19 protein-coding genes and 1 tRNA gene are annotated in these 21,182 nt (G+C 57.4%); 7 read left to right on the top strand and 13 right to left on the bottom strand.

Features of this window, described 5'->3' with window-relative positions; genetic code table 11:
* The first annotated feature begins 16 nt into the window (after positions 1 to 16).
* Positions 17 to 93 (top strand) — tRNA-Met (locus tag FHR98_RS15485).
* A 319-nt stretch (positions 94 to 412) separates the two neighbouring features.
* Here the strand turns inward: FHR98_RS15485 and yczE are convergent.
* Positions 413 to 1,054 carry a membrane protein YczE gene (gene yczE / locus FHR98_RS15480; protein WP_221205928.1) on the bottom strand — a complete coding sequence of 214 codons (642 nt, stop codon included), beginning with the start codon at positions 1,052 to 1,054 and terminating at the stop codon, positions 413 to 415.
* Between the two features lie 640 nt (positions 1,055 to 1,694).
* A complete protein-coding gene (locus FHR98_RS15475) occupies positions 1,695 to 2,360 on the bottom strand; it encodes an FMN-dependent NADH-azoreductase (RefSeq protein ID WP_183417634.1) in 666 nt (221 codons plus the stop codon).
* Positions 2,361 to 2,479: 119 nt separating this feature from the next.
* Between FHR98_RS15475 and FHR98_RS15470 the strand changes: the two genes are divergently transcribed.
* Positions 2,480 to 3,382 (top strand): LysR substrate-binding domain-containing protein, encoded by a 903-nt coding sequence (locus tag FHR98_RS15470; protein ID WP_183417633.1) that lies wholly within the window; start codon positions 2,480 to 2,482, stop codon positions 3,380 to 3,382.
* Between the two features lie 132 nt (positions 3,383 to 3,514).
* On the opposite strand, the gene FHR98_RS15465 is transcribed toward FHR98_RS15470, so the two are convergent.
* The 3 genes from FHR98_RS15465 to FHR98_RS15455 all read right to left on the bottom strand — a co-directional run bounded on the left by FHR98_RS15465 (position 3,515) and on the right by FHR98_RS15455 (position 5,481).
* A complete protein-coding gene (locus FHR98_RS15465) occupies positions 3,515 to 4,174 on the bottom strand; it encodes a GNAT family N-acetyltransferase (RefSeq protein ID WP_246377918.1) in 660 nt (219 codons plus the stop codon).
* The gene (locus FHR98_RS15460; protein ID WP_183417632.1) at positions 4,162 to 4,401 is read right to left on the bottom strand and encodes a DUF1127 domain-containing protein; all 240 of its coding nucleotides are present in this window, start codon (positions 4,399 to 4,401) and stop codon (positions 4,162 to 4,164) included. The genes FHR98_RS15465 and FHR98_RS15460 overlap by 13 nt, the downstream gene beginning before the upstream one ends.
* 141 nt (positions 4,402 to 4,542) lie before the next feature.
* On the bottom strand, positions 4,543 to 5,481 hold the full coding sequence (locus FHR98_RS15455) for a homocysteine S-methyltransferase family protein (protein WP_183417631.1): 939 nt from the start codon (positions 5,479 to 5,481) through the stop codon (positions 4,543 to 4,545).
* Positions 5,482 to 5,694: 213 nt separating this feature from the next.
* On the opposite strand from FHR98_RS15455, the gene FHR98_RS15450 reads away from it, so the two are divergent.
* The gene (locus FHR98_RS15450; RefSeq protein ID WP_246377916.1) at positions 5,695 to 6,276 is read left to right on the top strand and encodes a TetR/AcrR family transcriptional regulator; all 582 of its coding nucleotides are present in this window, start codon (positions 5,695 to 5,697) and stop codon (positions 6,274 to 6,276) included.
* A gap of 103 nt (positions 6,277 to 6,379) precedes the next feature.
* Here FHR98_RS15450 and FHR98_RS15445 read toward each other — a convergent pair whose 3' ends face one another.
* Positions 6,380 to 7,237, bottom strand: coding sequence for a LysR family transcriptional regulator (locus FHR98_RS15445; RefSeq protein ID WP_183417629.1), 858 nt, complete (start codon positions 7,235 to 7,237; stop codon positions 6,380 to 6,382).
* 96 nt (positions 7,238 to 7,333) lie between these two features.
* On the opposite strand from FHR98_RS15445, the gene FHR98_RS15440 reads away from it, so the two are divergent.
* Together FHR98_RS15440 and FHR98_RS15435 are read left to right on the top strand one after the other, a co-directional pair.
* Entirely contained in the window at positions 7,334 to 7,711 is a 378-nt protein-coding gene (locus FHR98_RS15440; RefSeq protein ID WP_183417628.1) for a tautomerase family protein, read from the top strand.
* A gap of 293 nt (positions 7,712 to 8,004) precedes the next feature.
* Positions 8,005 to 8,193, top strand: coding sequence for a hypothetical protein (locus FHR98_RS15435; RefSeq protein WP_183417627.1), 189 nt, complete (start codon positions 8,005 to 8,007; stop codon positions 8,191 to 8,193).
* Between the two features lie 67 nt (positions 8,194 to 8,260).
* Here the strand turns inward: FHR98_RS15435 and FHR98_RS15430 are convergent, their stop codons facing one another.
* The 7 genes from FHR98_RS15430 to FHR98_RS15400 all read right to left on the bottom strand — a co-directional run bounded on the left by FHR98_RS15430 (position 8,261) and on the right by FHR98_RS15400 (position 19,421).
* The gene (locus FHR98_RS15430; RefSeq protein ID WP_183417626.1) at positions 8,261 to 9,112 is read right to left on the bottom strand and encodes a peptidylprolyl isomerase; all 852 of its coding nucleotides are present in this window, start codon (positions 9,110 to 9,112) and stop codon (positions 8,261 to 8,263) included.
* Positions 9,109 to 9,846, bottom strand: coding sequence for a respiratory nitrate reductase subunit gamma (narI, locus tag FHR98_RS15425; RefSeq protein WP_183417625.1), 738 nt, complete (start codon positions 9,844 to 9,846; stop codon positions 9,109 to 9,111). Before narI ends, FHR98_RS15430 begins: the two co-directional genes overlap by 4 nt.
* Entirely contained in the window at positions 9,839 to 10,576 is a 738-nt protein-coding gene (gene narJ / locus FHR98_RS15420; RefSeq protein WP_183417624.1) for a nitrate reductase molybdenum cofactor assembly chaperone, read from the bottom strand. Before narJ ends, narI begins: the two co-directional genes overlap by 8 nt.
* Entirely contained in the window at positions 10,576 to 12,102 is a 1,527-nt protein-coding gene (gene narH / locus FHR98_RS15415; RefSeq protein WP_183417623.1) for a nitrate reductase subunit beta, read from the bottom strand. The genes narJ and narH overlap by 1 nt, the downstream gene beginning before the upstream one ends.
* Positions 12,099 to 15,845 carry a nitrate reductase subunit alpha gene (locus FHR98_RS15410; protein WP_183417622.1) on the bottom strand — a complete coding sequence of 1,249 codons (3,747 nt, stop codon included), beginning with the start codon at positions 15,843 to 15,845 and terminating at the stop codon, positions 12,099 to 12,101. Before FHR98_RS15410 ends, narH begins: the two co-directional genes overlap by 4 nt.
* A gap of 10 nt (positions 15,846 to 15,855) precedes the next feature.
* Positions 15,856 to 18,546 carry a nitrate/nitrite transporter gene (locus FHR98_RS15405; RefSeq protein WP_183417621.1) on the bottom strand — a complete coding sequence of 897 codons (2,691 nt, stop codon included), beginning with the start codon at positions 18,544 to 18,546 and terminating at the stop codon, positions 15,856 to 15,858.
* Positions 18,547 to 19,070: 524 nt separating this feature from the next.
* Positions 19,071 to 19,421, bottom strand: a complete 351-nt coding sequence (locus FHR98_RS15400) for a hypothetical protein (protein ID WP_183417620.1) — start codon at positions 19,419 to 19,421, stop codon at positions 19,071 to 19,073.
* Positions 19,422 to 19,784: 363 nt separating this feature from the next.
* On the opposite strand from FHR98_RS15400, the gene FHR98_RS15395 reads away from it, so the two are divergent.
* Together FHR98_RS15395 and FHR98_RS15390 are read left to right on the top strand one after the other, a co-directional pair.
* Positions 19,785 to 20,606: a transglutaminase-like domain-containing protein gene (locus FHR98_RS15395; protein ID WP_183417619.1), complete on the top strand. Its 822-nt coding sequence runs from the start codon at positions 19,785 to 19,787 to the stop codon at positions 20,604 to 20,606.
* Between the two features lie 308 nt (positions 20,607 to 20,914).
* Positions 20,915 to 21,064 (top strand): hypothetical protein, encoded by a 150-nt coding sequence (locus FHR98_RS15390; RefSeq protein ID WP_183417618.1) that lies wholly within the window; start codon positions 20,915 to 20,917, stop codon positions 21,062 to 21,064.
* Positions 21,065 to 21,182: the final 118 nt, after the last annotated feature.

The raw sequence follows: 21,182 nt of genomic DNA, 5'->3' as shown, positions 1-21,182 counted from the left end.
CGGACCAAAGCATTAACGCGGGGTGGAGCAGCCCGGTAGCTCGTCAGGCTCATAACCTGAAGGTCGTAGGTTCAAATCCTACCCCCGCAACCAATAATATCAAGGGCTTAGGCCGGTTCAGAAATGAGCCGGCTTTTCTCTTGTGGGCATGGTGTAGCCATTTGCCGGTGGCCCAGCAGGTCTGCGATCTGTCTCTGTGTTAGTCCAGCCCTATTCGCCAGGCTGCCAACGGTGTGCCGTAGGTCGTGCAATCTAACATCGCTCAGGCCAAGCGGCGTCACGGATCCTCCTCAATATCTTCTGGATCCTTCCAATCGGGCCGCCAGTGGTGCCGGGAAATTGAGCCTGCACACGGGGGCGGCACAGGTCTCCTCTCAACCGACGTTCTTTTGACAATACCGCCTTGTCCGCTTCAATGCGATTTGCTCTGACACTGCCTTTTTGGCTGTTCCGGTAACTTTGAGTGCGCGGTACTCCGAAGCTGCAGAATTTGCATACCGGCTGCCATTGCTGGTCCAATACCCAAGGCAAAGAAAACCGTGCCCAGGCCGAGCGTGCCACCCAAAGCCCAGCCGATCGCAACGACCGTCAACTCAAGACAGGTGCGCACGAGTGCGATGGGTTGATGTGTGACAGACTGAAGCCCGGTCATAAGGCCGTCTCTGGGGCCTGGACCCAAGTTCGCGATCAGGTAGATGGCCCCGCCGAATCCGGTCACCAGCACCCCCGCCAGAGCCAGCACCGCGTTTGCGGCGTAGGATTCAAATGTTGGCAGAAAGGGTAGCACAAATTCCAACACCAACGCTATTATGATTGCGTTGAGGACCGTTCCAATCCCGGGTGTCTGTTTGAGCGGAATCCATGAAATTAAAACGCATACGCTGGTGACAAAGGTCGCTAATCCCAGGCTCCAACCTGTTACATGGGTCACGCCCTGGGCGAACACGGTCCAGGGGCTCACGCCGACACCCGCGGCGACCAGTAATGCTTCTCCCAGACCAAATACCAACAAGCCAACGATGAGGAACGCGAGCGATATCAATGGCGGCCTCATGGTAAAAGCCTTTGGCGAACTCCATCGGAGAATTGGGACTGATTTGACCGAAAGAAATTTCAAAGCCAGATCCACGAAAAAGCGTTAGCGATTGGGGGTTGTGACCGTGTGGATGGTACACAGAAAGCTTGGCACTTACACGGCATTTACAGAGCACGCGCGCGAACGATGACGATCTCCAATTAGCTCCGCTCCCATCGTCGAAAGGGCAGGTGTGAGCTTTCTACTTGGTTGTTCGGCCAGCGGCCGCATTCCTTGCAATCAGCAGCCCTTACTTCCCTGAGTGCGGCGCCATACAATCGGAATCTATCCGTGACAATGAGTGTGCGCGGGCTAGGCGATGGCACAAGTTCTCTCAACCAAAACTCTTCTGACAATACCGGGTAAACGGTCGGTGGTTTCAGGCCCCCGCAACCAACAATATCAAGGGTTTAGCCAAACAAGGCTAAGCCCTTTTTCTATGCTGGGAAGCAAATAGGAAGCAGGCGGAGAGGCGGATAATTCACCGAAAAATCGAAGTGTTCAAATTCCGCCCACGAAACTAACGACAGTCTATCTTTGTGAGAGAACCCTTTAGAGTTCTCCGCAGAATGGGCGCACAGAATCGGTGTATATGATGATTCCCACTATCTGTACACTTTTAGAAATTGGCCAGTTTCAGAGCCAGACCTTCCGCTGCCTTGTGGGCGTTTGTGACAGAATCTCTGTGCCGGTCGTCGTTAAACTCTTGATACTCGGCGTTAATCTCGTGGAATGTTTCAACGCCCAAATAATGGCTCAATGTCTGTATATGAGGGCCTAAGTGATTCATTTTTTCGCGGATACCACCAATTCCGAAACCAAACTCACCGCTGGAAGTTATCAATACCAGTATTTTACCTGACATAATGGGTTCTAGCGGAAAGTCTCCACGAGCCAAGTCAAAGGAGAATGTCTTGTGGATGCGGATCACTTGATCAAACCAGGCCTTCAAGGTGGCAGGCATGCCGTAATTGTACATGGATGATGACATGACAATGATGTCAGCCTGCTCTACCTCACTGATCAATGTATCTGACAATGAAAGCAAAGCCTTTTGATTGTCGGTTTTGGCGTTATCTGGCGTAAAAACAGCGGCAATCCAGTCTTGACTGATAAAGTCAGGTGGGTTGTCGCCCACATCCCTATAGATGATTTTATCTTCATTATTAAATGTACGCCATGTCTCTATAAATGTGGCCGCAATTGATTTTGATATCGAGTTGTATGCTGGTACTGGATTGTCTGTTTTTCTTGCACTGGCATCTATGTGAAGCAGAGTTTTCATCTGGTGTCCTTTCATGGGCCTATTGACTGTTGAAAGAAATGTGGCCCTTGAAAGGGTATTTGACGAATGACGAATTCTTAGTTATGGATGAAAAAAATTCACCTAGACTGAGGTGTTTAATGTACTCGAAGCTGCCATCCCTTAATGTTCTTAGAACTTTTGATGCTGCTGCAAGACTGAAAAGCTTCAAAAAAGCAGCTGACGAGTTACATGTGACGCCAACGGCGGTCTCTCACCAAATCAAGACATTGGAGGAGGGGCTTGGGACTCGTTTGTTTGAGCGCCAGATCCGCGCTGTCAAGCTAACCAGAGACGGGGAATTACTTTCAGATACTACATTCAACGTCTTTCGGCAGATCAACGAGACCGTCAACGATATCGTCGGCTCAAAAGAGATGCTGACTATTAGTACAACATCTTCATTTGCCTCCATGTGGCTGGTGCCAAACCTAGAAAAATTTTACGAGGCAAATCCTGGTATTGATGTTTCCATTCAAACAGGAGAGCAAAAAATTGATGTCATGCGTGACCGTCGCATTGATCTTGCGATCAGCTATGGGCAGTACGATCCCGCGCAGCCTCACGCATCAAAACTAGTTACTGAAAAATTTGGAATGTACGCTACTCCAGCATACCTTGATAAATTCACTAACCTAAATGACGCTCAACTTCTGGAAACTGAGTGGGTGAACAAATCATTGCCGCCTATTGCCTGGGAAGCGCTTATCAATCAACAAGGACGCGAGGAAAGTCAAGCTAACTACACTGTAAGGCGGTTTGACCAGGAACATCACGTCATTCAGGCCGCTTTGGCGGGTCAGGGAATTGCCCTTGTAAGCTCGATACTGGTCCGAAACGCCGTGAAAGAACAATGGCTTGTTCCTTTTTCTAACAATGCCTTACAGGGTGAATTTATAGGTTTGACATATTACCTTGTCGTGCCCCCCCGTAATCAACGCAACAAAAACGTCGTGGCCTTTACTGAGTGGTTGTTTCCAGAAATCCAGAAGAGCCTCTTCTGACTGATATTGCTTTAGATTGTCGTTGCTTGCGTGCCCCCGCAACCAAACAAAAAAGCCCCCGGGAAGAACCCCGGGGGCTTTCTGATTCCAGCGGGATGTCTGTCAGGCGGCTCGAGTAGCACACCTTTTCACCTAGTCATGGTGGGAGTCGCCTGCGGCGCAGAAATCTATGGCCTTGCTCCCGGCCCACAAGAAGGTCTTGCGGACCATCAACAGCGCATCGCCATCCTTGTAGTGAAGCGTCGGGTGTGGAACGAGGGGGCGGCGATCCACGACAGTGAAGCCGCGTCTGGCATAGAATGCGCGTGCCGTGTCGTTCCGCTCGAAGCAGATGAGCGAGATCCTGGGCAGGGCCCTTGTAATAGCGAGCGCCTCCGCGCAGTCCATCAACGCATCGCCAACGCCCTGCTGCCTGTGGCGTGGATAGACGGCAAGCCCCGAGATGTAGAGCGATCCCGGATCTTCGAGTTCCGAGTAGGGGCGCAGCACCGGATCGGGGTCCGCTTCGCCCCCCGCACGATCGGGCATTGGAAAGGCGTGGAGCATGCCGATGACCTCCGGCCCGGAGGTCGCGATCAGGCAGTTCTGATATGAAAAGAGGACACCCTCTCGCGCGTAGCGGGCTGCGCCGGTCTCTTCCATTGACTGGCCGGGAGAGGTATTGCCGCCCCAGATGTAGGCGGCAAGCCCGTCGGAGGCTATCAGGAACAACCGGGCGATTTCAGTTGCGTCCCCGCTATGTGCCCAGCGGATATCGAAACCGGCGCCTGCCATAGGGGCTATGCGCGCCATTTTCCAGCCTCGGTGCGTTTGAGTTTGCCATGCACCGCGGGCTCGATCTGGTGGCGCAACAGCCCGATGTCGCGCAGCAAGTGGTCGTTCAACTCCGTGACATGCGCGATGGTCCGCCGGTCGTGATACCTGCGCGATGCATCGCGGCACGCTTTGAATAGCCAGTTGGCTGCGCGCAGCCTTCTCCCAACGGACTTCCCTACGCCGGGTGCAATGATTTCCGTCATGTCTTTCGTCTCCGTTCAATGTGATCGCCAGACCATGGGCATTCCGGCCAGGCGGTGGCGATGGCCCGCGCCAGCAAGACCGGCGCGGGCTCTGACCGGCCCTGCCGGTCTGGCTGCCCCGGAAGGGCTCGCCACCTGTCTTTACGCGGCCACCTTGCAGGCGAGGCAGACTTGCTCGATGTGCCGGTGATCGGTGCCACAGCATCCGCCCATGACCCGAAGCTGCGGCAACTTCCGAAAGAGCGCGCCGTAAAGATGGCCGAATTCTTCGGGATTGCCGGCATCCAGTTCCTCGGCCTCATCCAGTTCGGCATGGCTCATGCGGCTGGCGTTGGCACGGATGCCGCCGATGCGCGACACCCAATCACCGGCCAAAACGCCCGCAAAGTGATCGGGATGCGCGCAGTTGATCATGTAGAAAACCGGTGCGCCGCCGGTCGCGGCATCGGTTTCGGCGATGGCGTCGGCAACAGACTGGCCATTCGGCAGGCGGCCGTCGGTTTCGGTCGTGAAGCTGACCACGACGGGCAGGCCGTTTCCCTGGGCCGAGCGAACGATCCCGATGGCTTCGCCAGGGTGGGTCATTGTAACGGCTGAAACCATCTCGATACCTTCATCGGCCATCCAGCCGATCTGGTGCGCATGGACCGCCTCGGCGGCGTCGGGTGTGTAGAGCCGGTCGGGAGCATAGCCGTCACCCGCCGGACCTACCGCACCGTTGATGACCATCGGAACGCCGCTATGCCGCGCGCGGGTCGCATAAGCAAAGCGCACCGCCTCGCGGGTCGCCGCCTCGATATCAGCAAGAGACCGGCCGACGATGTCAGGCCAGTACGCCCCGGAGCGCCAGGTCGCCGTATCCAGGACGAAGCCGGTGCCCGCGCGACGGGCAATGTCGATGTAGCGATCATAGTATCGCGCCAGGGTCGCACGACCTTCCGTGGTATCGAAGACGTGGAACGAGGCGAAGTGGGGCAGGTCGAGCCCGTAAGAAAAAATCAGGTCGGTTTCCATTCCGCCGTCCGCCACCCAGGGCTGATCGGATGCGATAAAGGTTCTGAAATTAGCTGCGTAGTTCATTGCTGTCCTCCATTACTACTGGCGCGGCAGTTGTACTGGCGCGGTACTATCCTTGAACAGAGAACGCGTGGTATACTTACAGGATATTGCTATTTATTGTTTAATATCATTATGTTGGATAGGAGGTGCTTGTACCGCACGCTCCACGATGCGACGGAAACCTGACCAAGGGTTCAGTTTGAAATGCACAGGCCGAGCCAACGAGAGCAGATCATGGACATCGCGCAGGAGTCGATCCTAGCAAAGGGGTTCGACGCGACGTCCATTGAGGAGATCGTGGCGGCAGCGGATGTGACGCGTAGCGGGTTCTTCTATCATTTTTCCGATAAGAACGCATTGGCACTGGCGCTGATCGAGCGGCACATCGAAATCGAGGACCAGATATTCGACAATCTCTGGGCCCGCGCGTGGGAGTTGTCGGATGACCCGCTCCAACGCGTGCTGATCGGTTTCAAGCTTTTGGCTGAGCTTCTGGAAGACATGCAGACCGGGCATCCAGGCTGTCTCGTGGCCACGGCGGCATACCAGGATCGCCTGTTCAACCAGGCGGTCCGCGACGCCAATCGGCGTGCTGTCCTGGGTTGGCGCCAACGGTTCCGGGAGATGTTCGAGCAGATCGCGGAAAAGTATCCGCCCCAGGACGAGGTGGGTTTCGACGCGCTCGCCGATTTCGTCAGCACAGTCGTCGAAGGCGGTATCGTCATGGCCAAGGCGCTGGGCGAGCCAAGAATGACCGCAGGGCAGATCCTTTTGCTGCGTCAGTATGTCAAGCTGCTGTTCACGCCAAGGGACTGAAACCTGGTGCGAACAGCTTTAACCGCTGCCGGTGGATTCACGCCCCGCGACCAGCGACAAAAGCCTCCCGGATGCCGAGGCCGCCATCCCTGCCGTACAGGTGCTAGTCCCGCGCTACGTTCCTGAAGGCAGCGGAGAGGGCGGCAAGCGCAGCGCGGGATCGGTCATTCCTATCCCTCGCATGCAGCAGGATCGGCAGGCGCGGTAGATCCGGAAGGCCCAGCTTCTGCCCGACCTCGACCGCGTCGGACGGCAGCATGCGCCGCGCCATTGCGGCAATACCAAGTCCGGCCATGACGGCTGCCGACACAGCGGCGACGCCGCCGCCGACAAAGACCTCCATCCAGGCCACGCCGGCCGTATCGAGGTGCTCGCACGCCATGTTGCGAACCCCGCAAGGCGGCGGCATGGTGGCAAGCGGCAGCGGTTCGTCCGCTCGGGGTTGCCAATTCGGCGCTGCAAACCAGCCGATTTTCTCCTCGGCGATAACCTCCCCGTCGCTCCGCCCAGCGTGCAGGCGCGCGATCACCGCGTCCAGCTCACGCCGGTCGAAAGCCTGCAACAGGTCGCTCGAAGATCCAATCCGGATCTCGATCAGCAGCTGGGAGTCCTGTAGGTTCATGCGTGCAATCAGCTCGGGCAGTTCCGGTCCCGCGACGTGATCGCTGATACCGATGGTCAGGCGTTGCCGGGCGGCGGCGAAAGCGGCGAAGGCGCGGTCGTGAGCCTCCAGGAGCTCTCGGGCGTGCTGGAGGAAGGTAGCGCCCTGCGCCGACAGCTCGACGTGCCGCGGCGTCCGTTCGATGAGCCGGCAGCCGAGCCTCTCTTCCAACCGCTTCAGTTTCAGGCTGACCGCAGCCTGCGTCGTCATCATGGTCTCGGCGGTGCGCGTGAAGCTGCCGAGCTCGGCGATGTGCACGAAGGTCCGGACCGCGTCCAGGTCGAGGGGACGTTCAGTCATAATCAGACATTATCATTGATATCACAAGAAATAGCATTTCAAAATAATCAGTCGAAAGCTATCTAAACGCAAGTGAAACTGGAAAGGACACATCCCATGCCGTTCTGTCAGATCTCATTGCGCGCCGGAAAGCCGGAGGCCGACCGGCAGGCGATCCTCGACAACCTCTACAAGGCCTTTCGCGAAACGCTTGGCGTGCCGGAAGGCGACCAATTCATGACCATGACGGAGCATGATGCGGCCAACTTCCGCTATGGCAACGCTTTCGGTGTCACCCGCAGCGACGATCTCGTCTACATCGCGATCACCGTCTTCGACACGCGTACCCCGGAGCAGAAGAAAGCGCTTTACAAGCGAATTGCCGAGCTGCTTGGCGAGAGCCCCGGCATCCGGCCGGAAGACCTCTTCATCGTGCTGACCGGCTCGGCAAAGGAGAACTGGTCGTTCGGCCACGGTGTCGCGCAGTTCGCGTGAGGCGAGGGGGTGGATTCCTGAAGGGGCACTGCGTCGATACCGCCACCGGTGGACTCTGGTCTAGGATCTGGTGGTTTCTGGGCGGTGCCATCCTCCGCTCTCGGAGAAACCCCGCCCTCGTTTAGGCTGACGCGACTTCGTCACGGGGCTGGTCCAGACTCTTTGGGTCTGCAACTATGGTGAACTAAACACGAGGGCAAATCCGACGGGCGCTCGCACCATCGGCTGCGCGGCTAACTCCCGGGACAATTGGAGCAAAAGGCGGCGGTCTGACCGCCTCAACGGCAATCGTTATGGCCGAGGCGGCTCCGGGCACGCGTGTTTTGGCCGTCGATCACTTCAAGCTCGTAGCTGAACCCGGTACTGTCGTCGGGCTGGCCGCGGTGCTTAGCGGCCGAATCGACATTCGCGGACGGATCGTCGCAACCTTTATAACCGGCGGCAATGTTGATGCTTCCCGCTTCCAAGCTTTGATCGCATGAATAGAGGAAAGCCTGACAGCGCCGGGTGAGGAGCGCGTGATAGCACACAACCTCGCGGACTCCCTTCCTATCGGAAAGCCCGTGTGTTTCGCCCCTCTTGCAGGTCAATGCCCTCGATCTTCGCTTCGGCGGCGAGCAGGCTGATGTACTGCCCGACCGCCTGGGTCCAAGACGCGATCTGCAAATATTCGGCAATCTGTTCCCGGACCATCTCGAAAGGCATCTGGCGGCCGGGAATCTTGCGCTCCAGCAACACGACGTGGGCGCCGAAGTTCGTTCGGACGGGAACGGGACAGAGCTGACCCTCCTCCAGGTTGAAGAGGAAGGTTTCAAACTCAGGAACGGTTTGTCCCTTCGTGATCTGCCCAAGGCTACCGCCGGTCGCCGCCGATGGGCAGGCGGAGAACTCGCGGGCCAGATCGGCGAAGCGCTCGGGGCGGGCCTGCAGTTCGGCAATCAAAATCTCGGCCTGTCCGACGGCTGCGTTATAGGCATCCTGTTCGGCAGGGCGGGCCGGAAGCAGTATGTGGCTGGCTTCATAGAGGTCCTCGGAACGGAACTTCGCCTGATTGTTCTCAAAGTAACGCTGCAGATGGCTTTCCTCGATCTCCGGCGTTGATATCTCTTGCTCCAGCAACGCGGTTACCTGGCTGTCCTCCGTTGTTTCGATGCGCCCCTTTTCGTCTCGCTCGGGGCTTGCTTCCACACCCAGGCGCTGCGCTTCTTTAATCAAGAGTTCGCGAACCACCAGCGCTCGAGCGGCGGCCTCCAGGGCCAGCTTGGCGTCCGGTGCGGGATGGTTGGCGGCCTCGCGACGGATCGCCGCCGGGTCGATCACCACGCCGTTGACCGTAATCGCCGGCATGGCTTGCTCTTCCGGCGTCATCGGCTGTGGCGCTTTTATGGATGTCTCACTCATCGCTGGAGCCTTTCCACTAGGTGCTTTGTGTTTCCGGATTGGCCTGCGGCATTTCTCCCACGCACGACTTGGTAGCCGGGGCGCCATAGATAGCGGAGCGGGGCACTCAGCATGTGGACCAGACGCGTAAAGGGAAATACCAGGAAGATCGTCAGGCCCAGGAAGAGATGCAGCTTGAAGATCGGATGCACAGTAAGGATGGCGTCGGCTGCCCCCGTGCGGAAGGTAAAGATTCCCTGCGCCCAGGTCATGAAGCGCACCATTTCTCCACCATCCAGATGTTGCATCGAGATGGGGATGGTAAGCAGGCCCAGCAGGAGCTGTAGGTATAGCAGTGCCAGGATCGCGATATCGCCAAAGCTCGACGTTCGGCGAATACGGGGGTCGAACAGCCGGCGGTGCAGAAGGAGCGATGCGCCCGCCAGGGCCATGAGTCCTGCAACGCCGCCTACGACAATCGCCAAGATCTGTTTCGCGCCGTGCGATATGCCCAGCGCATCGAATATCTGAATCGGCGTGAGGAGACCAACCAAGTGCCCAAAGAACACGATCAGGACGCCGACATGAAACAGTACGGAGCCCCAGATCAATTGCTTTCGCCGCAATAACTGGCTGGAGCCGGAACGCCAAGTGTAGGGTTCTCGCTCATATCTCACGATCGAGCCGACGGCCAGAACCGACAGGGCGATGTAGGGGTAGATACCGAAAACCAAGGTATTCAGATACTCATGCATCGACCGACCCTCCGGTTCCTGTGCCGCGCATCGTGGTGACCGCCGCTTCCTCACGCGTCGCCGCCCGAAGGCGATCGCCGATGCGTTCGGCCGGACAAGCCTGTTTGCCGCTGCCGCCGCCAAAGCGCACGGCCTCCTCTTCCCATATCCGATCCAGGGCTTCGAAGTCGTTTGGGTCATCTTCCTCCAGGGTCAACAGGGCCTCGACGACCGTCGGGTCAAGTTTTGCGGCGGCTAGCGCCCGGATCGCGTCGAACAGGTCGGCATAGACGCTGTCGCGCCGTTTCAGCCGCTGGCCAAGCGCGGCGATGATCTGCAGTGGCTGGGCCAGAAAGTCCTGCGCTTCTGTCGCGGGAAGGGTCGACAGAAACTCCAGGAACAAGGGCAGGTGGTCCGGTAGTTCTTTTGTCCCCATCGCCAATCCGCGATCTTCGTAGACCTTGAGGAGATCGACCATCGCCTGACCGCGATCCCGGCTTTCGCCATGGACGTGTTCGAAAAGATGGAGCGAGAGCGAGCGGGTCTGATCGAACAGAAAGACGTAGCGCTCCTGCGAGTCCCAAAGGTCGCGTTCGGCGAGGTCATCCATGAAGCGATGGAGAAGTTGCCGTCCCTTCGCAGGCAGCAGATTTTCCTGCTCTACCACCGAACGCATATCCGCGAGTGCGGACAGAATCTCCGCCGTGGGGTAGGAGAGCAGAAGCGATAGCACCTTATAGGTCCTGGTCATCAGAACACCTCCGTCGGCGTCGAAACGCTCTTTTTGCGTTTCGGGGAAAAGAGATCGGCGTCCGAAGACCCACCCGAGCAGCCGTTGCCAAAGGAGAACCCGCAACCGCCGCGCAAGTCGTAAGCGTCTTCACTCACCTCACGATGGCTGGTCGGTATAACGAAGCGGTCCTCATAGTTGGCAATGGCCATGATCTCGTACATTTCATCGATCTGCCCGGGCGTCAGGCCGACCCGGTTGGCAACGGCGGTATCGATCACGCCGTCGATGGTTTTGGCGCGCATGTAGGCCCGCATCGCCAGCATGCGCTCCAGCGCCAGGATGACCGGCTCGTCCTTTCCGGCAGTCAAAAGATTGGAGAGATAGCGGACGGGAATGCGCAGGTTGCGCACGTCCGGCATTTCTCCATCCAGGCCGATCTTGCCGCCTTCCGCCGCCGCCTGGATGGGTGACAGGGGTGGCACGTACCAGACCATCGGCAGCGTTCGGTACTCCGGATGCAGCGGAAAGGCGACCTTCCAGTCCATGGCCATCTTGTAAACGGGTGAGCGTTTGGCCGCTTCTAGCCAGGCATCGGGAACGCCATCGGCGCGGGCCCTGGCTTGTATTTCGGGGTCGTTGGGGTCGAGGAATATGGCAAGCTGAGTCTCGTAAAGGTCCTGGGGGTCCTCCGCCGATGCGGCTTCCTCGATCCGGTCGGCGTCATAGAGCAGGACGCCCAGATAGCGGATGCGTCCAACACAGGTCTCCGAGCAGACCGTGGGTTGCCCGACCTCGATTCGCGGGTAGCAGAAGATGCACTTCTCCGATTTGCCGCTCGACCAATTGTAATAGATTTTCTTATAGGGACAGCCGGAGACGCACATCCGCCAGCCCCGGCATTTTTCCTGATCGATCAGGACAATACCGTCTTCCTCGCGTTTGTAGATTGCGCCCGACGGGCAGGCCGCTACACAGGTTGGATTGAGGCAATGCTCACAAAGCCGGGGCAGGTACATCATGAAGGTGTTTTCAAACTCGCCGTAGATCTCCTTCTCGATCCCCTCGAAGTTCGCGTCCTCGGAACGCTTGCTGAACTCGCCGCCCAGAATCTCCTCCCAGTTCGGACCCCACTCAATCTTCTCCATGCGCTCGCCGGATAAGAGGGAGCGTGGACGCGCCGTCGGTGTCGCCTTGCTCTCCGGTGCTTTCTGGAGATGCTCGTAATCGAAAGTGAAAGGTTCGTAGTAGTCGTCGATTTCCGGCAGGTCGGGATTGGCGAAGATTTTGGCTAGAACACGCCATTTGGCGCCCATCTTCGGGCGAATCTTGCCGTTGCGGCCACGTTCCCATCCACCATTCCAGCGTTTCTGGTTTTCCCAATCCTTGGGATACCCGATGCCGGGCTTCGTCTCGACGTTGTTGAACCAGGCGTATTCTACGCCTTCGCGGCTGGTCCAAACGTTCTTGCAGGTAACCGAACAGGTATGGCACCCGATGCACTTGTCGAGGTTCAGCACCATGCCGATCTGTGCGCGGATTTTCATTTTTGGACCTCCTGAGCGCCGCCAGCCGGTGAGTCCAGCCAATCGACTTTGTTCATTTTTCTGACGATGACGAACTCATCCCGATTGGAACCGACGGTGCCGTAATAGTTGAAGCCATAGGAAAGCTGGGCATAGCCGCCGATCATGTGTGTCGGCTTGAGCACAGCTCGGGTGACGGAATTGTGGATGCCGCCGCGATTCCCGGTGATCTCGGAGCCCGGCACGTTCACGATCTTCTCCTGTGCGTGATACATGAAGAGCGTGCCCTCCTTGATCCGCTGAGACACCACCGCTCTGGCGACCAAGGCGCCGTTGGCGTTGTAGGCCTCGACCCAGTCGTTATCGACGATGTCGGCGCGTTTTGCGTCGATTTCCGATAGCCAAACGATCGGTCCTCCTCGGGACAGGGTCAGCATCAGCAAGTTGTCCGTGTAGGTGGAATGGATGCCCCATTTCTGGTGCGGCGTTATGAAATTGAGGACTACCTGCGGATTGCCGTTTAGCTTGCTGTCGATGATCGGCTTGACCGACTTTGTGTCGATCGGCGGCCGATAGACGCAAAAACCCTCCCCGAAGGCGCGCATCCAGAGGTGATCCTGGTAGAGTTGCTGGCGTCCGGTTAGGGTCCGCCAAGGGATCAGTTCGTGGACATTGGTGTAGCCAGCGTTGTAGCAGACCTTTTCTGATTCCAAACCAGACCAGGTTGGCGACGAGATGATCTTGCGGGGTTGCGCCACCACGTCGCGGAAGCGAATTTTCTCATCTTCCTTCGGGATCGCCAGGTGAGCGTGTTCCCTACCTGTGGTCTTGGAGAGGGCTTCCCAGGCTTTGACAGCGACTTCACCATTGGTTTCCGGGGCCAGCATCAGAATGACTTCCGCCGCATCGATATCGGTTTCTATCCGCGGCAAGCCCTTGGATACACCTTCCTCGGTCACGGTGCCGTTGAGACTGCGAAGATTGCCGATCTCATGCTTGGTATCCCAAGCGATGCCCTTACCGCCGTTACCAATCTTTTCCATCAAGGGCCCAACAGCGGTGAACTGCTTGTAAAGGTTCGGATAATCGCGTGTCACCGTCGCGATCTGCGGCATCGTTTTGCCTGGAATCGGATCGGTCTCACCGCTTGCCCAATCTTGAACATCAAACGGTTGGGCCATTTCGGCGGGGGTATCGTGCTGGATCGGCACCAGAACCACATCGTCTTCGACACCCAGGACCTCCGGCGCAACCTCGGAGAAGGCCTTGGCGATGCCTTTATAGATTTCCCAGTCGCTGCGGGCTTCCCAGGCGGGGTCGGCCGCGGCCGTGAGGGGGTGAATGAAGGGATGCATGTCAGAGGTGTTGAGATCGTTCTTTTCGTACCAGGTGGCCGTCGGCAGCACGATGTCGGAGTACATGCAGGTCGTGGACATGCGGAAATCCAATGTGACCAGAAGGTCGAGCTTTCCTTCGGGCGCTTCCTCGTGCCACACCGCTTCTTGAGGCTTTTCAACACCGCTCTCGCCAAGATCCTTGCCCTGGACCCCGTGGGTGGTGCCGATAAGGTGTTTCAGGAAATACTCGTGCCCCTTTCCGGAGGATCCCAAAAGGTTTGATCGCCAAACGAATAGATTGCGCGGCCAATTCGCCGGATGATCCGGGTCCTCGCAGGACATCTTGAGGGTGCCGTCCTTGAGGCCCTGGACAACCAGTTCTTTTGCCGGCACACCGCTGCTCTTGGCCGATCGGCCGATGTCCAGCGGATTCGTGCGGAGTTGTGGCGCGGAGGGCAGCCAGCCCATGCGCTCGGCTCGGATGTTGTAGTCGATCAGCGCGCCGTCCCATGGCCCTTCCGGCGCAAGTGGTGAGAGAATCTCCTTCACGCCCAGGGTCTCGTAACGCCACTGGTCGCTATGTGCATAGAAAAAGGATGTCGAGTTCATCTGTCGTGGCGGGCGGTTCCAATCGAGAGCGAAGGCCAGTGGCAGCCAACCCGTTTGCGGACGCAGTTTTTCCTGTCCGACATAGTGTGACCAGCCGCCGCCGGATTGCCCCACGCAACCACACATCACGAGCATGTTGATGATGCCGCGGTAGTTCATGTCCATGTGGTACCAGTGGTTCAAACCGGCACCCAGGATGATCATGGACTTGCCTCGGGTCTTTTCGGCGTTGGTCGCGAACTCTCTCGCCACCGTTATGATTTGATCCGCCGGAACGCCCGTGATTCGTTCCGCCCAGGCCGGCGTATAAGGCTCGTTCTGGGCATAGTTCGTCGCTGTGTTTTCACCACCCAGGCCACGATCCAGTCCGTAGTTGGCGACGAAGAGATCGAAAACGGTTGCCGCAAGCACGCGCCCGTCCTTGGTTTCTACCTTCTTTACAGGCACGTTTCTGTGCAGGACTTCCGGATGGTCGCTGCCTTCGAAGTGATCGTGGTCCCGGCCCCCGAAATAGGGGAACGCGACCGTGGCGATTGTGTCGCGGCTATCGTCCAGGATGAAGGTCGTTTCCAATTCTACATCACGATCCTGGCCGTCTTTTTGCTCCAGATTCCACTTGCCCTCACCGCTCCAGCGATGGCCGACGGCACCGCGCGGCACCACGATTTCACCGGATACCTTATCGAAGGCGACGGTCTTCCACTCCTGGTTCTCCACCTCGCCCAGGTTGTCCGGGAAATCCGAAGCGCGCAGAAAGCGTTCAGGAACGTAAGCGCCGTTCTTTTCGACGAGCCGAACGAGCATCGGCATGTCGGTGTACTGACGGCAGTAGTTCTCGAAATACTCGGCTTGTCGGTCGAGATGGAATTCACGCAGGATGACGTGTCCCATAGCCATGGCCAAGGCGGCATCGGTCCCTGCCGTTGGATGGAGCCATAGGTCCGAGAACTTCGCGGCCTCGCTGTAATCGGGAGAGACAACGACCGACTTTGCGCCCTTGTAGCGCGCTTCGGTGTAGAAGTGCGCGTCGGGTGTACGTGTCTGGGGTACGTTGGAGCCCCAAAGGATGAGGAACCCGGAATTGTACCAATCTGCCGATTCCGGGACGTCGGTCTGTTCGCCCCAAGTTTGCGGCGATGCGGGCGGTAGATCGCAGTACCAGTCGTAAAAAGACATGCACACGCCGCCTAGCAGGGACAGATACCGGGAACCGGCGGCGTAGGAAACCATCGACATCGCGGGTATCGGAGAAAAACCTATCACGCGGTCGGGCCCGTAGGTGTTCACGGTGTAGGCGTTCGAAGCGGCGATAATCTCGTTGACTTCCGGCCAGCCCGCGCGGACGAAGCCGCCAAGACCGCGCTGCTTCACATAGGATTCGCGGGTGATAGGGTCTTCGACCAACGACGCCCAGGCCGCCACCGGCGCCATGGTGTTCCTGGCGGCGCGCCAGGCCTTGAGGAGGCGCGAGCGAATCAGCGGGTACTTCACCCTGTTACCGGAGTAAAGATACCAACTGTAGCTGGCGCCGCGCGAGCATCCGCGCGGCTCGTGATTGGGCAGGTCCGGTCTTGTACGGGGATAGTCGGTTTGCTGGGTTTCCCAGGTGACGATCCCGCCCTTGACGTAAATCTTCCACGAGCAGGAACCGGTGCAGTTAACACCGTGGGTCGACCGCACGATCTTGTCGTGCTGCCAGCGCTTGCGGTAGCTGTCTTCCCACCCACGGTCTTCCGAGGTCCTGGTGCCGTGTCCGTTCGAGAAGGCTTCGTTGCCGTTGGCTTTGAAGAACTGCAGTCTGTCCAGCAGATGGCTCATCGTGAAATTCCTATCGTGTAGTCGGGGAAGGGGAAGTATCGGCGGTGGCCCCGTTTCGCTCGATGTCGTGCAGCAGCCCGCCACGGCGCGTGTAAACGAACCAGGTGATGACCACGCAAGTGACGTAAAAGGCCATGAAACCCCAAAGCGCGAGGGATGGTCCGCCCGTAAGGGCGATTGAGCTGCCGTAAGCCTTGGGGATGAAGAATGCGCCGTAGGCGGCGATAGCCGAGGTGAAGCCTATGATCGCGGCAGACTCCTTCTCCGCCTGCCGGATGCGCTCCTGGGTCGACAGGCTTGGCATCAGGCGGCCCATCTCGCTCCTCATGATGACAGGGATCATCTGGAAGGTGGAAGCATTGCCGATGCCGGTTGCCAGGAAGAGCACCATGAACATCGCGAAGAACCCCCAGAACGCGCCTGGTTGATCCTTGATGCCCAAGAAGTAGAGCACGCCTGCTACCGCGGCGATCATCAGCAGGAAAACCCAAAGCGTGACCCGCGCACCGCCGAAACGGTCCGCGATCCAGCCGGTTGCGGCCCGTGAAAGAGCGCCGATCAGGGGGCCGAGGAACACGTACTGCAGGGAATCAACTTCCGGAAACTGCGTCCTGGCCAGCAAGGGAAATCCCGCTGAATAACCGATGAATGAACCGAAGGTTCCAGTGTAGAGCCAGCACATGATCCAGTTATGCCTGCGCGAAAAGATCACGGATTGCTCTTTGAAGGACGCCATGGCCGAGGCGATATCGTTCATGCCCAACCACGCAGCGACGGTGGCGACGATCAGGAAAGGCACCCAGATGAAGCCGGCGTTTTGCAGCCAAAGCCTTTCGGCATCGCTGGTCATCTGCGGCTCGCCGCCGATAACGCCGAACACGCCGGCCGTGATGACGATGGGCACGAGAAACTGCATGACACTGACACCGGCGTTCCCGAGCCCGGCGTTCAAAGCCAGCGCGTTGCCTTTCTGGCTTTTCGGGAAGAAGAAACTGATGTTCGCCATGGAGGAGGCGAAGTTTCCGCCGCCGAAGCCGCAAAGCAGAGCCAGAATCAGGAAAATCAGATAGGGCGTATCCGGGTTGCGCACGGCGTAGCCGATACCGAATGCCGGGATCAGGAGCGAGGCGGTGGTGAGTGTGGTCCAGAGCCTGCCGCCAAAAATCGGCACCATGAAGGAGTAGAAAATCCGCAGCGTGGCGCCGGAAACACCCGGTAGTGCCGCCAGCCAGAACAGCTGGTCCGTGGTGTAGGTGAAACCGACGGCGGGCAGTTTCGCGACGACGACGCTCCAGACCATCCAGATCGCAAACGACAGCAGGAGGCAGGGTATGGAAATCCATAGATTCCGTTGAGCGATGCGCCGTCCGGTGCTTTCCCAGAATGCCGCGTCGTCAGGCCGCCAGTCCTCGATGAGTGCGCTTGGTCCTTTAGCGTGCTCCGGTTTGTGTATGGGTTGCATTTCGGGAAGCTCTGGGAGCGAACCAAGCTCTTGCTCAAGGGCTGCCCGTTCCATCCGGCGAACTGCGAAGTGCATCCACAGCAAGGACACTGCGGCGACCGCGAAGAGCAGCATGAAACAGCTCGTCCAGATGCCCGTGAGGTCATTGACCACGCCGAAGGTTATGGGCAGCACGAAGCCGCCAAGACCGCCGATCATGCCGACGAGTCCCCCCACCGAACCGACGTGTTTGGGATAGTAGACCGGAATGTGCTTGTAGACGGCGGCCTTGCCCAGGGACATAAAGAAACCGAGGACGAAAATCGTGATGACGAAGGGGATCAGTCCCATCTCGGTGGAAAAGCTGATCGGCCCTTCGATGCCGTGGATGGTGTAGTCCGTCTTCGGATAGGACAGCATGAAGGTGCAGAGAATCGATATGCCAAAGGTCCAGTACATGACCTTGCGCGCGCCGTACCTGTCGGAAAGGTGCCCGCCGTAAGCGCGAAAAAGGCTGGCCGGCACCGAGTAGAAGGCTGCCAGGATACCCGCCGTCTTGATATCCAGGTCATAAACACCGACCAAATAACGCGGAAGCCATAACGCCAGCGCTACAAAAGCCCCGAAAACGAAGAAGTAATAAAGCGCGAAGCGCCAGACCTGCAGGTTTTTCAAAGGCTCCAGCGCCAGGAGGGTGCTCTGTGGCCGCTCATGCCTGGCGCGCCGCGCCGCCGTGACGGGGTCCTCCTTGGTGAAGAAGTAGAAAAGCGCGGCGGCAACCAAGAGCGCTACGGAATAGACCTGCGCCGTCGTCTCCCAGCCGAAAGCCACCAACAGAAATGGCGCGCCGAAATTGGTGATCGCCGCGCCCACGTTGCCGACACCGAATATACCCAGCGCGGTCCCTTGCTTTTCTTGAGGGTACCATTTGGTGACGTAGGCAACGCCTACGGCGAAGGCCCCGCCAGCCAATCCCACACCCAACGCCGCCAGCAGGAACATTGGATAGGTTTCGACCGATGACAGCAGCCAGGCGGCGGCGGCCGAACAGACCATGACCAAGACAAAGACAAGCCGCCCGCCATACTGGTCCGTCCAGATGCCAAGGAAAATGCGGCTCAAGGACCCTGTGAGTATCGGGGTGGCAACCAGCAGCCCAAACTCTGTCTCGGAAAGTCCGAGGTCTTGTTTGATACGCACGCCGATGATGGAAAAGAGCGTCCAAACTGCAAAGCAGACCGCAAAGGCAAAGGTGCTCATGCCGAGCGCGGTGACCTCCGGTCCAGTAGATCTTTTTGTGTGAACGTCTGACACTGCGCAGCCTCCTGCCGAGCCACATAAGCGGGATGAGCCTTTGTGGCTCGCTGTGCAGATTGCGTCGGTTATTGGAAGGGCGCTTTGACGTATATCAAAAACCAAAAAACTTATTTTTGGGGGTGTATGCAAGCAACGTAGCGCCAATTGTGCTGCGGTCCGCTAGGCCAGGAACCGGCCCGGTTCCTGGCCGCTCAAGGACTGGCGTTAGGTCGAGAGTCGATTCAGGGCCGGCAACAAACAAAGCCCACCAAACTGATCATCTGGCGGGCTTATTGCGGCCTGGAGGTCTTGCCCCGGGATTTCTTGCTTGGTTAGGGAAATGCGGCCCGGTCCTCAAGCTGGGATCAACCGGCAAGGCTCCGGGCCGCTCTAGTGTCTCTTACCGCTCACACCTAAGATAGCTCCCCGCTTAGTTTGAAAGCGCTTTATGCCGCTGCAGGGTCAGGTTGAACGCCGCTGATACAAACTCAGAACTCGTCGGAAAGCTTTTCCAGACAAGCCGTCGCAACGTATCGGTTGGCTTCACTCGAGCCCGGCATGGTGGCCCAACCTGCCTCCATCAAGATGCCCCGACGCTGATAGCTACTGGCTTCCTTGAGCTTCAAGAAAGTTTGGCTCGCGAGGGGGTCCATCTTGGACAGTTGAACGCAAACCGGCACCAAGGCGGTGACGACTTCTGCTTGTGCCATGTCCGAGGCCATTTTGTTGGCGGAACCTTCAGTCAACCAACCGCCCCAGGAAAATCCAACGATGGCGAGCGCAGTGGCGCCCGCGGCGGCGCCTACTAAACCTGGCTTAAGCCATTCAGGCATGTCCATTTTTCTATTCCTTATGATGTACAATAATTGAAAAGCATTGAGGTCTTGATATGGTAGTAAAAATGTAAAAAACAACCAGTTTTATCATAATATTTGTGATTAAATTATTTGTAGAAATAATGTAATAGAAAAAAGTGATGACGATACAAATATAAATAATATGATTTTTTAAAATAATTCCGGGATTTTTTGTTGGACTAATGTTGGGCGTCTGATCAGACTGTAAAGAAAACTGCTTTGAAACTGCCGCGGTAGCAAAGGCGGGCTTGTCCTTCCAGTTCGTGTTTTTCGCTAGCGAAGCGGTGATGCATTTGGGGTACACAAGAAAGGCGCGACGCATGAAATTGCGGTGCGGAATACACTATGCTCATCCGGTACGGATACGACATCACGGTTAATTGCCAGCAGGCCACCCCGATGGTCTGCCTGATGGCTGTGCATGATGATCGCGCCAAGGACATTCGGTCACCTGAAGTGGTCGTCACCAATCCGCACGTTCAGACTCGCACTTACCGAGATCTGTTTGGAAATATTTGTCGCCGATTCCTGGCGCCGGCAGGCGATTTTTCGATCTGGAGCGATGGCACGATAGAAGATGACGGTATCTGTGACCCGATCCGGTCAGAGGCGAAGGAAATACCGGTTGCAGATCTGCCTGACGGATGCCTGCTCTATTTGATGGGCAGTCGCTATTGCGAAACCGATAGACTTAGCCAAATCGCTTGGGATTTGTTTCAAAACGTCAGCCCGGGGTGGGCTCGTGTTCAGGCGATTTGTGATTTCGTGCATCAGCATATCGCGTTTGGATACCAAAACGCGCGCGCTACAAGAACCGCCCTCGACGCTTATCAAGAGCGGGTTGGTGTATGCCGAGATTATGCACACCTGGCGATCGCGCTCTGTAGATGCATGAACATTCCTGCGCGATATGTGAATGGATACCTCGGCGATATCGGCGTTCCCATAGTTGACCCGGCGGACTTCAGTGCGTGGATTGAAGTGTTTCTAGACGGACGCTGGATGGTCTTCGACCCTCGCAACAATGTGCCGCGCATCGGCAGGATCGTCGTGGCGCGTGGGCGCGATGCTGCCGACATCCCCCTGATCAACTCGTTCGGCCCGCATGTCATGAAATCATTCCGTGTTTGGACTTATGACATCACTGAATTGGCCGTAGAAGCGTGATCGTCTGGCAATGGGGGCAGCGTCGAGAAAGTCCGGCTCCTGTTGAACTTTCCGGGTTGTGTGGGATTGAGAAAATGCCTGCGGCGGCATGCCGCGTTACCCTATCTCCAGCTAAATACTGCAAGTCATTTCACGATTCCGGACGGCGAACGTCGACGCGCTATTAATAAAAACAGACTAAATACAAACTATTTATTTACATTAACAATCTGCTCATTAATAAATAACGCTCATTGAAAAAATAAAAATAACCACCATATAAGTATTTAGCAAGATATCATGCTTGTGTTTAACAGGAGATTTTTCACATGTCATTCAAGAACTTCTCAATGGCGCAAGATCACACGAAGAAACCGCAGGCAGATGGTCAATCCAAGGCCGCATCAAAGACCGAACAGTCGGCTAAGGCTTCGGACGCGGGCGCCTCGGCTGAGCCCGCCCCGGTTTCCAAATCATAACGGGCAGCCCAGACAACTTTTTTGTTTCCGCATTCTTCTAAGACCCCCTGTTTCGTGGGTGAGGTGAATGCGGAAACGGCTGTCTTTCTCGGCGGGCTGTTGACGTTCGATATTGGTT

The sequence above is a fragment of the Limibacillus halophilus genome, from assembly GCF_014191775.1.
Classification (GTDB): domain Bacteria; phylum Pseudomonadota; class Alphaproteobacteria; order Kiloniellales; family CECT-8803; genus Limibacillus; species Limibacillus halophilus.
This window is presented reverse-complemented; position numbering and strand designations above follow the sequence as displayed.